The sequence below is a fragment of the Enterobacter sp. WCHEn045836 genome (assembly GCF_003965585.1).
GTDB classification, from domain to species: Bacteria; Pseudomonadota; Gammaproteobacteria; order Enterobacterales; family Enterobacteriaceae; genus Enterobacter; species Enterobacter dissolvens.
The window spans coordinates 69,115-82,761 of record NZ_RXPT01000005.1 but is presented as its reverse complement, the minus strand read 5'-3'; the positions used below and the strand labels follow the sequence as shown (position 1 = coordinate 82,761).

Annotated in this window: 12 protein-coding genes and 1 pseudogene; 5 read left to right on the top strand and 8 right to left on the bottom strand. The window is 46.4% G+C overall.

What is annotated here, in order from left to right:
* Positions 1-23 precede the first annotated feature (23 nt).
* From EKN38_RS08160 to EKN38_RS08145, 4 genes and pseudogenes are all read right to left on the bottom strand, one after another.
* Complete coding sequence (locus EKN38_RS08160; RefSeq protein WP_126521981.1) at positions 24-1,055, bottom strand: site-specific integrase; 1,032 nt, start codon at positions 1,053-1,055, stop codon at positions 24-26.
* Positions 1,056-1,115: 60 nt separating this feature from the next.
* Complete coding sequence (locus EKN38_RS08155; protein WP_126521979.1) at positions 1,116-2,735, bottom strand: TraI domain-containing protein; 1,620 nt, start codon at positions 2,733-2,735, stop codon at positions 1,116-1,118.
* Positions 2,736-2,801: 66 nt separating this feature from the next.
* Positions 2,802-4,310 carry a UvrD-helicase domain-containing protein gene (locus tag EKN38_RS08150; protein ID WP_126521977.1) on the bottom strand — a complete coding sequence of 503 codons (1,509 nt, stop codon included), beginning with the start codon at positions 4,308-4,310 and terminating at the stop codon, positions 2,802-2,804.
* Between the two features lie 127 nt (positions 4,311-4,437).
* Positions 4,438-4,806, bottom strand: a pseudogene (locus EKN38_RS08145) (SAM-dependent DNA methyltransferase); the annotation flags it as partial.
* A 102-nt stretch (positions 4,807-4,908) separates the two neighbouring features.
* Between EKN38_RS08145 and EKN38_RS08140 the strand changes: the two are divergent.
* The 4 genes from EKN38_RS08140 (at position 4,909) to EKN38_RS25895 (ending at position 9,885) form a co-directional block, all read left to right on the top strand.
* Positions 4,909-6,048 (top strand): site-specific integrase, encoded by a 1,140-nt coding sequence (locus tag EKN38_RS08140; protein ID WP_126521974.1) that lies wholly within the window; start codon positions 4,909-4,911, stop codon positions 6,046-6,048.
* 3 nt (positions 6,049-6,051) lie between these two features.
* The gene (locus EKN38_RS08135; RefSeq protein ID WP_126521972.1) at positions 6,052-7,710 is read left to right on the top strand and encodes a hypothetical protein; all 1,659 of its coding nucleotides are present in this window, start codon (positions 6,052-6,054) and stop codon (positions 7,708-7,710) included.
* 314 nt (positions 7,711-8,024) lie between these two features.
* Positions 8,025-9,545, top strand: a complete 1,521-nt coding sequence (locus EKN38_RS08130; protein ID WP_126521970.1) for an integrase — start codon at positions 8,025-8,027, stop codon at positions 9,543-9,545.
* A complete protein-coding gene (locus tag EKN38_RS25895) occupies positions 9,529-9,885 on the top strand; it encodes a hypothetical protein (RefSeq protein ID WP_214581369.1) in 357 nt (118 codons plus the stop codon). Before EKN38_RS08130 ends, EKN38_RS25895 begins: the two co-directional genes overlap by 17 nt.
* 17 nt (positions 9,886-9,902) lie before the next feature.
* Here the strand turns inward: EKN38_RS25895 and nucC are convergent, their stop codons facing one another.
* From nucC to EKN38_RS08105, 4 genes are all read right to left on the bottom strand, one after another.
* Positions 9,903-10,628: a CBASS effector endonuclease NucC gene (gene nucC, locus EKN38_RS08120; RefSeq protein WP_126521968.1), complete on the bottom strand. Its 726-nt coding sequence runs from the start codon at positions 10,626-10,628 to the stop codon at positions 9,903-9,905.
* A 90-nt stretch (positions 10,629-10,718) separates the two neighbouring features.
* Complete coding sequence (gene cap6, locus EKN38_RS08115) at positions 10,719-11,651, bottom strand: CBASS phage resistance system CD-NTase-associated protein Cap6 (RefSeq protein ID WP_126521966.1); 933 nt, start codon at positions 11,649-11,651, stop codon at positions 10,719-10,721.
* On the bottom strand, positions 11,648-12,166 hold the full coding sequence (gene cap7, locus EKN38_RS08110; protein WP_126521964.1) for a CBASS phage resistance system CD-NTase-associated protein Cap7: 519 nt from the start codon (positions 12,164-12,166) through the stop codon (positions 11,648-11,650). Before cap7 ends, cap6 begins: the two co-directional genes overlap by 4 nt.
* 7 nt (positions 12,167-12,173) lie before the next feature.
* Positions 12,174-13,139, bottom strand: a complete 966-nt coding sequence (locus EKN38_RS08105; RefSeq protein ID WP_126521962.1) for a CBASS oligonucleotide cyclase — start codon at positions 13,137-13,139, stop codon at positions 12,174-12,176.
* 182 nt (positions 13,140-13,321) lie between these two features.
* Here EKN38_RS08105 and EKN38_RS08100 point away from each other — a divergent pair, with 182 nt between their 5' ends.
* Positions 13,322-13,645 carry a helix-turn-helix domain-containing protein gene (locus EKN38_RS08100; RefSeq protein ID WP_001515173.1) on the top strand — a complete coding sequence of 108 codons (324 nt, stop codon included), beginning with the start codon at positions 13,322-13,324 and terminating at the stop codon, positions 13,643-13,645.
* Positions 13,646-13,647 lie beyond the last annotated feature (2 nt).

The following is a 13,647-nucleotide window of genomic DNA, read 5'->3' as shown; positions in this document are numbered from 1 at the left end:
TCACTGGCAATAATCCCAGTCAATCAGTTTTGTGTCAATAGTTGTAATTCCCTTTCTACACAGAGATCTGTGTGCAGGGATAATTCTTCTTCCAGTGTTTTTCCCACAATGTCCATATTGAGTTCCACATATTCCATTGTTGTGCTTACGCTACGATGACCCAGTAAATCTTTAACCAGCTGAAGATTCCTTTCCGGTGCTTTCATCAGTTCTGTAGCCAGGGTATGTCTGAAACGGTGCGGCGAAACGGCAAAACCACATTCCTTTGATAGGCGGCGAAAAAAGGAGCGGATCTTTTGATGCATCACGGTCACATCATTTCTGTCAAATTTTGCTTTTTTCCCGGCAATGTAAAAACTGACATCGAAGAGGTTATCTTTTGGCCCGGCTCCAGCCTCCGCTGCCCGTGTAAGAAGAAGCTGTAGCCGCAAACGCAGCTGCTTAACAACGGGAACGCGCCATTCCCTGTGCGTTTTACTCCCCTCAAGGCGCAGATCTATATAGCCTTCTGTCAGATTGACGTCCCTGAGCTGAATATGCAGCAGTTGATTTTGCCTCATTCCCGTATATCTGAGCGTATCCAGGACGGTTATCCAGAACCATGCCGGGTAAAGCGCACTCCGCCCGCCACGTGCGAAAATTTTCCGGTTGGATTCAATTTCAGCCTGCTGCATTATCAGATAAAGCCGGGTTAGCTGAGAGCGGTTTAAAGTCCGTTTTTTCTTTCTGTCCCGCTGTACAGTGCAGTTGTTAAAAGGGTTTTTGCCCGCAGGCAATAAACCACTTTCCATAGCATAGTTATAGAGGGCCCTGAGATGTGCAATTTTATTGTTCCAGGTCTGCGCCGATTGTTGTTTTTCTCTGAGTACATATCGCCGCCATCTTAGAACTTCATGATGAGTAACCATTGATGGGGTTATGTCAGCCCCCGTAAATTTCAGGAACCCCTTTACAACCTTTGCGTAGCTCCATTCTGTTGCAGCGCGCAGGTTTCGGGCGAAGAAGTACTCCTCAAGCAATTCTTCCCATGTCGTATAATGGTTTTTGTCAGACATACAGCATTTCCTTTTTCTAAATCAAGCTGCCCTTAAGGGCCCTCATGGACTGCCCCTCCTTCACAGGAAAGACAGAAGCCCGCTGTCTTCAGGGGAAGACGCTCCTCTGAAAAGGTGTGTAGTCTTGACAAGATATCCACTTACAGGTTTAAACGTGCCTTCTTTGCCAGGAGAGTGGTACAGTTTCGCTTTAATAAAACGCTCTCCCCGGCGCACCTTGTGAATATGCAGCTTCTCAAATTCCATTTGTATGGTATCCCTGCTTAGCTCTGCTCCGCTTTCTCTGATGTAAAGATAAAATATGTCCGGAACCCTGAGAAAGATGAACCCTGCAACTGCATGCGCCCTCGAATCAGGCTGATTAATGTCAATTCGCTTGCTCTTAAGTCCTTCAGAAAGCCACCTGAGAAATTCAGTGCCAGTCTGTTTTTTTATCACTGTTTTTTGTGCGTCAATGTTAATGCTGTGTAAAGGGATGTTATCCTCTACAGCGTGTTCAGGGAAAGCGTCTTCTGCTACTGTCTGATTTATCTCAGGCTTATCAGCATCTGGAAGTAGTTCATTAAGGGGGGAAAATTCTGGCTCATTTTCTGTTCTCGTACTGATTGAAGACTCTTCATCACATGCTTCAGTCCCGGTCATATCAGGCTCTTCAATGGCACTGAAAAGGCTTAGCAGCATCTCTGTATCAGCCTTCTCTGTTTCGTTTGGATCACATTCCGTACTCTCGCCTGCCTTTTCATTGCTGACGAGATTGCTGCCCTCAGCCATCGGCACCGGTACAATAGAAGATGCGAGTTGAATTCCCTGCAAATCTGCAGCTTCTGGCGATGTAGTTTTCAGTGTTGTTTCTACTGACGGTTCTAATTCAATCTCTTGATCAGACGGCGTTTGCGGAACTGAAAGAGCCGGCTCTATGAGGGTGTTAACTTTCTCATTTGCCCCGGATACCTCCAGCGAAGGCGATTCCACCTTTTCGGCAGCTTGCTTCATTAAGCTTCTGATAAGTGGCATCGCCGGATGCTGATTCCATAAGGAACCGGCAAGATTACCCAGAGCTTCGGGATTTTCTGCCAGCCATCCTGTAGCCTCTGCTGGCATAAGTTGTCCGGCTGCAAGCGCTGCAAAAGCTGAAGAGTTGTCAGCTTCACTGAAGCGAAATCGATAAGGCGAGTCCGGAACGGTTATTCCCGGAAGCCAGCGTTTACCGTCAAGCAACTCACCCTCCAGAGACGCCAGGAGCGGCAAATGCCAGAACAGTGCAGACCAGAAAATGACCGCATTCCACATCACGTTTTGCTCTGCCTGCTCTTCTGGCGCAGCGCCGGGTGGAAACATGTATCCTTTGGCCAGTCTGACCGCACAGGTTGTGAACTGCAGCGTAAGGTCCCCGAAGCCGTCTGACTGCGACCACTTTCCCTGCTGTGTTGCCGGCACATTCTGTACCCTGGCCAGTAAGCCATGCAGTGGCGTTATATAAAGCCGGTGATAAACATCCGCCGGAAGTGAGCTGTTTTCCCATATTTGTTGCAGGCAGGTTTTTCTTAACGGACTACGGCACAGCGTATCGACCGTACGCGGAGTGTGGTAGCCGGCAGGTGTGACAACGGATACATGATGTACTGGCTCCGGTTCACCTTTTGAAAACAGAAACCTCAGGGTCCTGATTCTGTCGCGCATGATTTTCTCCTGGTATAGGGCTGCCCAGTGTTGTGACACTCCCCGCGCTTCACCATAAAAAACCAGTTACTCACTCTCAGAAGTTTTTCCCGTTTCTTCATGCCTGTCGGCGCTCTCTCCATTTCCGGACGGTACGGTTTCGTGCGTCGTCTCGCGGTTTTTCCCGCCTTCATCGCTCAGCCAGCGCATCAGTTCGTTAAGCACAAGCGTTCTTCTGGCCCGGGTGACAGCCACGTATAGCAGGTTAGTCTCATCCTGCCGCTCATCCTGCGAAAGAAGCGGGTCGGTAATGTCAGTAAAATCCTCACTCAGCATTACCACCGGCCATTCCAGCCCTTTGCTGCGGTGTGCGGTTGAAACCGTGACCTGAGCGTCTTTCTCATGGGTTACCACCTGACGGCGCATGATGGCCAGCTTTTGCGGTAGTGGGAAAAAGTCATCGAGCAGACGAATGGCCTGGTTCATCTCCACGTCCTGTGTGGCTTTTGCTATTGAGCAGTATTCATCAAAATCCCGATAGTCCCGGCTGAGGCGCGGGGACTGCATCTTTTCAGGCATATCGGCGGAGAACCAGTACAGGTCTTCCAGCTCCTCTGTTTTGTAGCCTTCAATCCCCCCGACCCAGAAGACATTTTTCTCCATAAGGCTTGCCGTCAGGGCACTGCCGATCACGCCGGATACCGTCCGGCTCAGTACAGCAATATGCTCAGCCCCTGCCGGAAGGCTGCTGACGACAGCATCCTGGCCCCCGTTACCTGTCACGCGCTTTTCCTCTCCGGCACGTTCAAGCAGGATGTTGGCCACACGCGCGACCTCAGGGCCAAACCGAAAACTCGCTGTCAGCCATAACCGGTCTGCCTGCGCCAGCTGCGGGGCACTCAGTGCATTATCCGCCCCGCGAAACCGGTATATCTGCTGGTAACGGTCGCCGACCAGAATGACCCGGCAGGGCTGATTCAGTACAAATGCACTGGTCACCGGATTGGCGTCCTGTGCCTCGTCGAAGAGGATGGTGTCCCAGCGTTTTGACAGGTCAGGATGAGAGAGCTGGAACAGTTTAAGGTAGGTGTCGTGCGTGACGGGAAAGACTGAATCAGTACGGCTCATTTCATACCAGAGGATTTGGATTGCCCCCAGAATTTTACCTGCATCGAGACCGTGGCGATCATCCTCAGACGGCAGATGTATCAGCCCCGGCTCGGGGTCAGCACTGCAGAGGAACATGTTCAGCCCGCTGAGCGCCAGCCGCGCCAGCGGCCAGTGGCGGGTATTGAGCTTTCTGGCCACATCCGTAATGCGCAGACTGGCTGTCAGCCGGTCACGGAAATGCCTGCCGAAACGGGCCCATGCAAGCTGATGCGACGTTTTACACTCTACGTTATAGGGGAATTTGCGTTCAGCCTCATCCCGCACAGCGCGATTATAGGCGAGGTAAAGCATCTTACTTTCCGGGTTGGCTTCAGCGTAGTTCACTAACGTAGAGGTTTTTCCTGTGCCTGCAAACGCATTTACCACAAGATGATTACCCTTCCATTCGATGATGGCGTTTTGTTCGGCTGTTGTTTTCCAGGTCACGGTGTTCTCCCGCAGCAGCTGATGTGAAAAAAACAGCCTGACAGCGGGAAGCGTTCACTACGATAAAAAACCAGATACCCTGCTTCAGAAATAAAAAACGCTCCCGGCCGGGAGCGTGTAGATGTGATTATGCCGCCTGAAAGTGCCGTGAACTCAGACGAACAGGCCAGCCGCCGAGATAATGCCCGGGTGTGTAAAGTATCCGGCGTCGTTCATTCACCAGGGTATTGCCTACCACCACTTCGCCGGCAATCCCGCACAGGGACAGCTGTATGTATGCCATTCCGGCCGCAAGCGGATCGATATCTGTCGCGGAGACCCACAGATACCGGTGCGGTGGCCACCCCGCTTTTCGCAGAACATCGGCAAATGCCAGTACCATGCAGCCGGCACCGCACGCAGGTTCACTCAGGGTGATGAAGGGTTTGTCACGGAACAGCGCTTCAGTGTCGCCCAGCTGCATGGCCGCCATCATTCTGGCCACGTCCCAGGGCGTGTTATGGGCCTTGAAATTTGTTAGGTTCAGGTTAAAACTTTTTCAAAGGAATCATTGCCAGAGGTAAGGAGAATCCCCACTTAACGAAAGCTAGGCGAAACCATGCAGCTGATTTGGGCTTCAGATGAGTTTTGTTTATCAGGTGTTTTTTATCCTGGGTTTCCTATCCTGCTCTACGACTCAATGGAAAGTTGTAGTGAAGCTAATATCTTTCTTCAGCATTATCTGACGAGAGGTAGCTGTAGTTCTTATCATACATGGCGTGCTGCCGGACAGGCACTTTACGACTATTTCAGCTTTCTTCAGGCGCATACTTTGCAATGGAATGCTGTATCATCGCAAGCCACCATCAGCCTGATCGATAGTTATCGGATCTGGAGTATTAACTTAGGGCTTTCATGCAACACTGTCAGTCTGCGACTGCATTTTATCTGTCAGTTCTATGAGTACGCAGCCCAACAAGGCTGGGTAACGAATCTGCCATGGATAATTGAATACAGGGCCGTAGCTCACCCGCCAACATTCCTGGCACATACCGACTCATCTGCAGGCAGAAGAGCAACCAGAAGTGTTATGCCCAGAAAATGGCGCCAGCTTCCAAAATTTTTATCCACCGAACAAATACATAATCTAATTTCCGCAGCTCACAATCCACATCATCGGATGCTGCTACTGATGGCACTTCATACAGGGTTACGCAGAGAAGAACTGGCTACATTTCCTGTCGCATATATAGCGAACTCAAACTCAACTAATAGTTTCCGCAATGTTCGAATCTCCCTCACTCCAGGCGATGGCTATGGCATACGAACGAAAGGAATGAAACCAAGAGATATTTATATCAGCAGCCAGTTCTATCGTAACGTTAGCGACTATATCCGTCTTCGCCGATATGAAAGAGCATCACTTTCACCATTTGAGCAACAGGCCTTATTTTTGAATAAAAATGGTTTACCTTATGCCGACAGAGGAAAACACATTGATCGGATCATCAGGGAACTCGGTCACAGGGTTGGTATAAAGGTTAATACTCACATGCTCAGACATACCTGGGCCACCCATATGCTGTCGGGACTGCAACAACAACGAGACAAAAATCGCATTGAGCCTGTCGTTTTTATTCAGCAACAGCTGGGCCATTCCTCTGTCAATACGACTATGCGTTATCTGCATTTGATTAATTCTCTTGCTGAAGATGCAATCCTCAAGTACAGCGACTCTCTCAATCAGGGGATGGGCTAACGCATGGGTAAACGCAAACTCTTCATTCAAACCACACTGGAAGCCGCAAACTTTTTTGCCCATGAAAAGGCATGTAATATCTCATCTCGCCCCTCAACGGGCCTGGTATGTTTTCCTGACAATCCAACAACAAACAGGAGCTTTGATTTCTCCCCCTGGTACGGAGTTGGAATAGACGACATTACAGGAGAGTGGCAAAGACAGATAGAACGATTTCTGGCTGGTATGGACAATCAGATATCCACAACCACTGTTGTTAACTACTGCTGCATCGCAGGACGTAATTTTTTAGATTTTATGGCCCTGAGTAGTCAGTCCTCTCAGAAGGAGATAACACTGCTTGATATTGATCGTAATACTATTAATAGTTTTTTGCATTTCCTTAATCAGAGGAATATATCTATACTGAGCCAGCGAGCTATTTATAGTGCTTGTCGTTCAGTATTAAAAGCTATCGGATTACGCGGAAAAATAAAAATTACGCTTAGAGGGAGGCCCGACCTACTGACTTTTCCGATAAACCCATTTCCAGGCAGTAACAGACGAGCCAGAGGAGAATCTCCATTACCACAACATCAGCGCCTTGCATTTTCAAATGCATTAAGAGAAGCCACAAAACCACTAATGTCACTACAGATCGCTCCAGGCCCTGATTTACTTAGTTACGTACTGTTGTCGATAGCTCTGCATACCGGACGCAATACAACACCTTTACTGGAACTGAGCTGCAATTGCCTCATCCCCCATCCAAGACAAGGGTTAATGTTTCTCCAGTTGAACAAACGTCGGGGGTATTTTGAAGACAAAGTGGTGATACGGGAGAACACCATATCAGATGAAGAAACATGGCCAGCTATAAATTTCTCTATGGCACAACTCATTCAAAAAGTAATTGAATTAACAGCGCCACTTCGTGAAAAAGCAACGTCCCACTTAAAAACACTTTTATGGCTGTATCGGGTTCCCGCAGGCCCTACAACTGGTCAACTGACAACGCTGACATCTTCCGTAATACTGCATCATACTAATAAACTTATTAAAGAGGCCAGACTTGTTGATGATAATGGTAATCAGCTTCGTCTAAATATTAGCAGACTTCGAAAAACGTTCATAAACAGAATATATGAGATACTGGACGGAGATCTCATCTCTACCGCTGCGGCTACCGGCAACAGCCCCCAGGTGACGGAAAAAAATTATCTTCGTTCGACTGAACAGTCCAGACTTAACTGGAAAAAAATGGGGATAGTATTGACCTCAGAACTACTCAACACAAACCCTGATAACCTGGAGCAAACACCAACTGGCCATTGCCGCAATCGCAAAAGTGGAGAATATGCACCAACCACTCCTGGAGCTCAGTGCTTTTCATTTCTGAATTGCCTTCGCTGCCGCCATTATGTAGTAACAACTGATGACCTTTATCGTGTGTTCAGTTTCTACTGGCGTGTGCTGTATGAACATAACCGGGTAAGTAGACGTTGCTGGAAACGATTCTACGCTTTTATCCCACGATTGATCGAGCGAAACGTAGTCACACCAGGTTTACAAAATCATATTTTCAGGCAAGCAGATATCGATCTGGCTCGTGAATCTGCGAGACATTCACCACATCCATTCTGGGCGTATAGCACTCCCATAACCTGGCTGGAAAAACAATGACCATCATATCGCAGAAAAATAGCTCACTCCGGCCTCAACTACCTGACGACACAGTAATATCGCGCATATTTATCAATGGGAAATGGGTTACATTAAGCATCTATATTAACGATGAATGGATCTTCAATGATGCACCAACCAATACCTGTAAATCGCGGCGGCATATACGTTTCACTGCAATCCCCGTATCTTTTCGACCAACCCTGAAATACATATCATGGCACTGGCTGTCTCATGGCCGCCCGGGTAAAATAAAACCACGTCCTGGAACAATAACAGCGTTTATATCGGAAATTACTGGATTTCTTAACTAGTTGACTTTCCAAAATATTCACACACTTAATGAAGTTACTGTTGAACATTGTCTGGCCTGGGCTCGATATCTACAGCAGTATAAACGCATTAACACTGATGAACCATTGAAACCAGCAACGCTGTCCCGCCGACTCGCAGCCGTTGAAACGTTATTTGAACTGGGACAATTTTGCCCGGACAAAATGATTCCGCATCCCTGGCCCGGAACATCATCCCACAGACTGGCAAGAATGAATGACCTCGCGATGCAAAAAACTCCATTGATGCCAGATTCTGTATTCACCACCTTATTCCAGCATGCCTGGCATCGGTTGACCCAGGCAAGTGAACTACTTCAGCATCGTGATGCCCTGCAACAGATCAGCAAAAATGTTGCACATAAAAGCCCGTCAACTCGTTCACTTGCCCGAAGTAACTGCCTGATAACAAGAGGATGGAAATCAGGACCAAAGGCCCTGTATGAAGCTCTGACTTATCTCAGTACAGCCTGTTACATTATCATCGCAAGCCTCTCGGGATGCAGGAATCACGAACTGGCATGGTTAAAAACAGGTGCGTGCTATAAGGTCAGACATGAAAACGGTGAGATACTTTGGTGGATGCGCTCCCGGTCAACAAAGACAGGGGAAGGACAGACGGAGTGGATGATCCCACCTGCAGCAGTAAAAGCAATCAGAGTGGCGGAAAAATTAGCACTTCCCCTTCATAAAGAGTTAGAAACTGAAATACAACGGAAAAAACTCATCAACCCGGATGATCCAGAGATTCAGGAGGCTGAACGCCACCTGAAAGCACTCTTTCCGGGGAAGCATCCTCATACGGGGGTAGTACGGACATTAAATGGCGGCCAGTGGAATCTACGTCTGCGTTCTTTCTGCAAATATCATGGTATTACATGGGCTATCAGTACACACCAGTTTCGGCGAAAATTCGCCAACTATGCGGCGCAAAGTCAGTTTGGTGACCTTCGTTATCTTCGCGAACATTTTAAGCACTGGTCTGTTGATATGACACTGCGATATGCAGTGAATGCTTCTCAGGAAATGACATTGCTTAGTGAGATAGAAGAGGATGTAGCAATAATAAAAACAACCCTGATTGGCAAGTGGCTCCAGTCTGAAACGCCACTCGCAGGAGGCTATGGTGAGAGTCTGAAGCACTGGAGAAAAACCGATGCCTCCCACATTTTTCACAGTCATGAACATATGTTGCGATCAATTGCAGAAAGCATTGCAATACGAAGCAATGGTCATGCCTGGTGCACAGCAGATAACAGAAAATGTTCGGGTAATTTTTCGCAAAATATGTTGCGCTGTAGCGAATGTCAAAACGCTGTGATTGACTCTGCACATCTTTCCGCATACCAGAAACTATATGAAGACCTGAAAATATTACAGCGTAGTATTAAAAACCAGTCATCTCAGAAGCGAATATTCGCTGATATAACTCATTGTAAGAGAGTGATGCTATCCTTTGGTATTAATCTCAACGATGGAGACACCGATGAGCCACAAACATGAGCCAGCACATATTCGCCGTGAGAAATTCAGGAATATAATCAGGAAGCTTATGGTTTTAAAGAAACCTGTAAATATTTCTCGCGTAGCTCGGGAAGCGGGCGTTAGCACTTCATTGATTCACAACTACTATCCAGATATCGCAGATGAAATCAGGAGGATAGCAGATAATACCCCCCGAAATCCTAGGGAAATAGAACATCAAAAATTAAAGGATGCAAATGCCAAAAACAAAGTTTTACAGGATGAGATCCAACAACTTCGGCTTCGAATAACAAAACTGGCAACCATCAATGAAATGCTGAATTACAATCTAAAAAACAAACCTTCTCGAAATAAATAAAAAAAGCAAAGCAGTACTCAGTTAGCCAACCATTTTCCATAAGCATCAATGTCAATCATTGGCACAGTGCCACTAAATTGAAGCTGTGCAATAAGCCTGAAAAGAAAAGCAGTAGCTGGCTTATTTCCTGGTTCAAAATTGAAATTCCCATCAATGTTATTGAAGTAAAAATGCCCATGTGATGCAACACAGCCCATATCGAGTCGACCATCTGATAAATCCCCATTAAGAGCTTTGTCGAACGACGCTCCCAATGCAGGGCTCCAGTCACTTTCAAAAGTAAGTAACCCACCCAAAATTGGAATGAGTGGTTTGGCTGGATATGTCCCGCCAGCATGCGGAATTGGAAGACTGGTACGATGAAGTCTGCGGACACTTGCAACTTTTCGCTGGGCATAAGCAACAAGCTCTGCTGACGCTGATTGCTTCGCTTCAAAAACCGCATAGACACTTTCTGCTGGAACAATTATTTGATCATTAAATTTAAATATAAACGGTGAGTATTGCCTGTCAAAAACGACCACATCAATCTGATCACTAAAATTACCCAAACTATCAACTACAAAAGCATTAGCTGCCTGGTAGCGTTTGGGAAGATATGTATCGAGCATTTCAATCCATACTCCTTCACTAGCATCCCCTTTAGCCCCTGGATGATGGAAAGCTTTACGTGCAGTTCCCAGTCGAAGTTGAATGTCTTCATGTAACGAAGCAAATAGTTGAGAAAGTGACCAATCTGACATAATAAATTCCTTTACTCAGTAATACTCATACGTTTCTTAAGCATGCATAGCCCATAATACTATTTATGGGAATTTATCTTTACTATATTATTAGCGGTCAATAAATGCAGGTGTTGGTGCCATTTTATTGACTACCTGCAGTGCTGAATGAACTGACACTGCGCTATATGGATAGGCAGCAAGAATTATTGATGGAATTAGCCGCTGGGTAATATCTGAGAAAGAAAATCCCGGTGAATTCGTGTCCCTTGGACCGGTTAACCTGACTAATTCTTCTATCGCCGTAGAATTTAATCCCAACCCCGCAAGTTTTGAATGCAACAAATAGTGTCGTTGTTCATCATTTGGCCGGGAAAAAGTTAAAACCTCAGCAGCACGACGCTGGACGGCCGGATCGAGAGACTTCAACCGGTTAGTACACATAAGAACTGCCGCTGGTAGTTTCTGATTGGCGATCCGGTCTATTCCACGAATAAAAGCGTTTACACCAGCACGATCCTCATGGTGCATCTGAGCATTTTCCCGGGATTGAGCCAATGCATCAGCTTCATCAATCAACAGCAAAACCGCACCACGAGCTTTTCCATTTGTGTTTTTTAATTTATCTGCGGCCTCAATGGTGTAATCAAATGCAGCTGAAACCAGCTGAGTCATTTCGCCAACTCTACCCTGCCCCCGGGTAGCAAGGCTCAAAGGATACAACATAATATCAATATCTTCTTGTCGGGCAACAGCATCACCAATGGTTTCCGCCAGCTCTGTTTTACCTGAGCCCACATCCCCAGCCAATACAATTAAAGGTGGCCGTCTGAGTACTGTATCAACAGCCGCGCGAGCATCTGGATGATATTTTTTGGCCCATTCCTGAATCCCATAAGGGTTTACAAGCAAACCTAATATTTTGGATAATCGCTCTTTGTGCTCATCAAGGCCAACTAAACGAGCCAAGCGCTCCTGAGGCTCAAAGTCAGGGAAGTTAATACGCCGCTCAAACAATTCATCAAGTGATGGTTTTACGTTCATACATAATTCCTTACGCTAGTGCGAGTGAGGGAGCGACCACCGGCCGAATAAGTTTTATCATTTTCGAGGTAACCATTAATCCCTGGAGACTGGGCACCAACCCGTTTGAATGGTAGATCTTTCAAAGCAGTATCTTTTTCCGGTTGAGTAGCATTCAGATATTTCGAGCTATAAGTCATAAAACTGTAGAAGGATGCACCCGATACATCTTTTCCTGGGCGGATTTTTCCAGGGTCGTCATCTGTTCCTGAACCAAGCAAGTCGCCTGCGGTATATCGAAGGGTCGGCTCGATCCAGTTATTATTTTTCTGAAAACCATAAGAGACCTCCCCCAAATATCCAGCCTTAAGAAACACAACCAATTCTTCTTCGTATGCTTCAATGTCAGCATCACTGGGGTAACCATAAAAACGCTGCATCCGCCGCAAGTCAGTTGCAACTTTAGCAGCCATGTGACGAGCGTGGGTTACGCTGAAAGTTTGTGTCTCTGCTACCGTATAACTATAAGAAGACATAATGATTTCACCCCTGGAATGAAGAACCGAAAACTTTCTGCCAATAGGTTACGGTTAACTGCTTGGTTGGTGCATAGAATGCAGCATCAATAGCGTCACCGGCATCCATTGCGGCGTCAATGATGGCGTCCACATTAGACTGCGTATATAAACGAGCAACGTTATTTACAGGATTAACGGGATCAATAATCTGCACTAAGTCTGACAACTTGCCTATTTTTGACGCAGGATAATTATCCTCGAAGACAATGCGTTCACGTAATTCAGTGCTCACCAGATAGGTAAAAAATGCCTGTAAAGCTTCCGGATAATTCGAGAAATCCACACCATTATCCAGTAATTTTGCAAGAATCAATTCAATCATGAATGATTTAAAGCGAAAATTCGGTCGCTCTTGCTTCATCAAACGAGCCCAATATTTCGCTAAACGGACAACCTGAGCAAAATGCTTCGGGGCAGCACGCTTGCGGGCTTTAATGAAATCAAGGTGCAGAGGAATACTGGTTTCAAGGAACGAGCCATCTTCCTGACTTATCAAATGACCTCGCCAGTCAGGTAACCCCGAATACAATACAGGGACAATATCGACATCTAAGCCAGAGCCTCGGAAGGAAACCGTTACAGAGTATGTCTGGGGTTTAACCTGATCAGGACTAAAGTTAGGAAATGCTTTACGCAATCTATCAGCAAGATAGTCAAGTAACTCACGTAAATCCTGTGGTGCATCAGAGCCGCTGATATACACAGCCACATCAATATCGTTTAACGAGCGAAGAGCAGTCCCTTTAGCCAGACTACCTGATGGAATCATTCGCTTTAATGAAAAGTCAGGATGATCGGAAAGATACCCTTCCAGTTTGTTCTGTAATCGCTTGGCCTGTTCCCTAAATTCATCAGCCTTTTCTTTTGGAAGATTTACCTTATCCTCGGCAAATCGCGCTATAGTTTTATGGTCGACATGTTCTGTTGACATCTCATCCTCACTAGAAGTCTTCACTCTATCCAAGCCGGACGACATGCCATGTTCATTTTCGTCGGCCACAAAGTTCGGTATAGCGAACTTTTTATAAGAATGAGTGCATTTTTCATACTTGTCAAACTTTTTGTTCGGAATAGTGGTACAATGATGAAAGAGATAAATGAGGAGATGTAACAATGGCAACCCGTCTTGGCGAAAAACTTCGCGATTTGCGTAAACAGCGTGGATTAACACTGGAAAAACTCGCTGACATGGCTGGACTGAGTAAAAGCTATCTATGGGAACTGGAAAATCGCGAGTCTCAACGTCCTTCGGCAGAAAAGCTCACAGCCCTGGCAGATGCACTGGGAGTTGGGACTAGTTTCTTTTTAGAAGATGATCTTCGAGAACCGGAAGAAAGACATCTTGATGATGCTTTCTTTCGAGGCTATAAAAACCTTGAACCTGAGGCTAAAGCACAGTTAAGAAAAATATTGGACACCTTTAAAAAGGACTTTTAGTT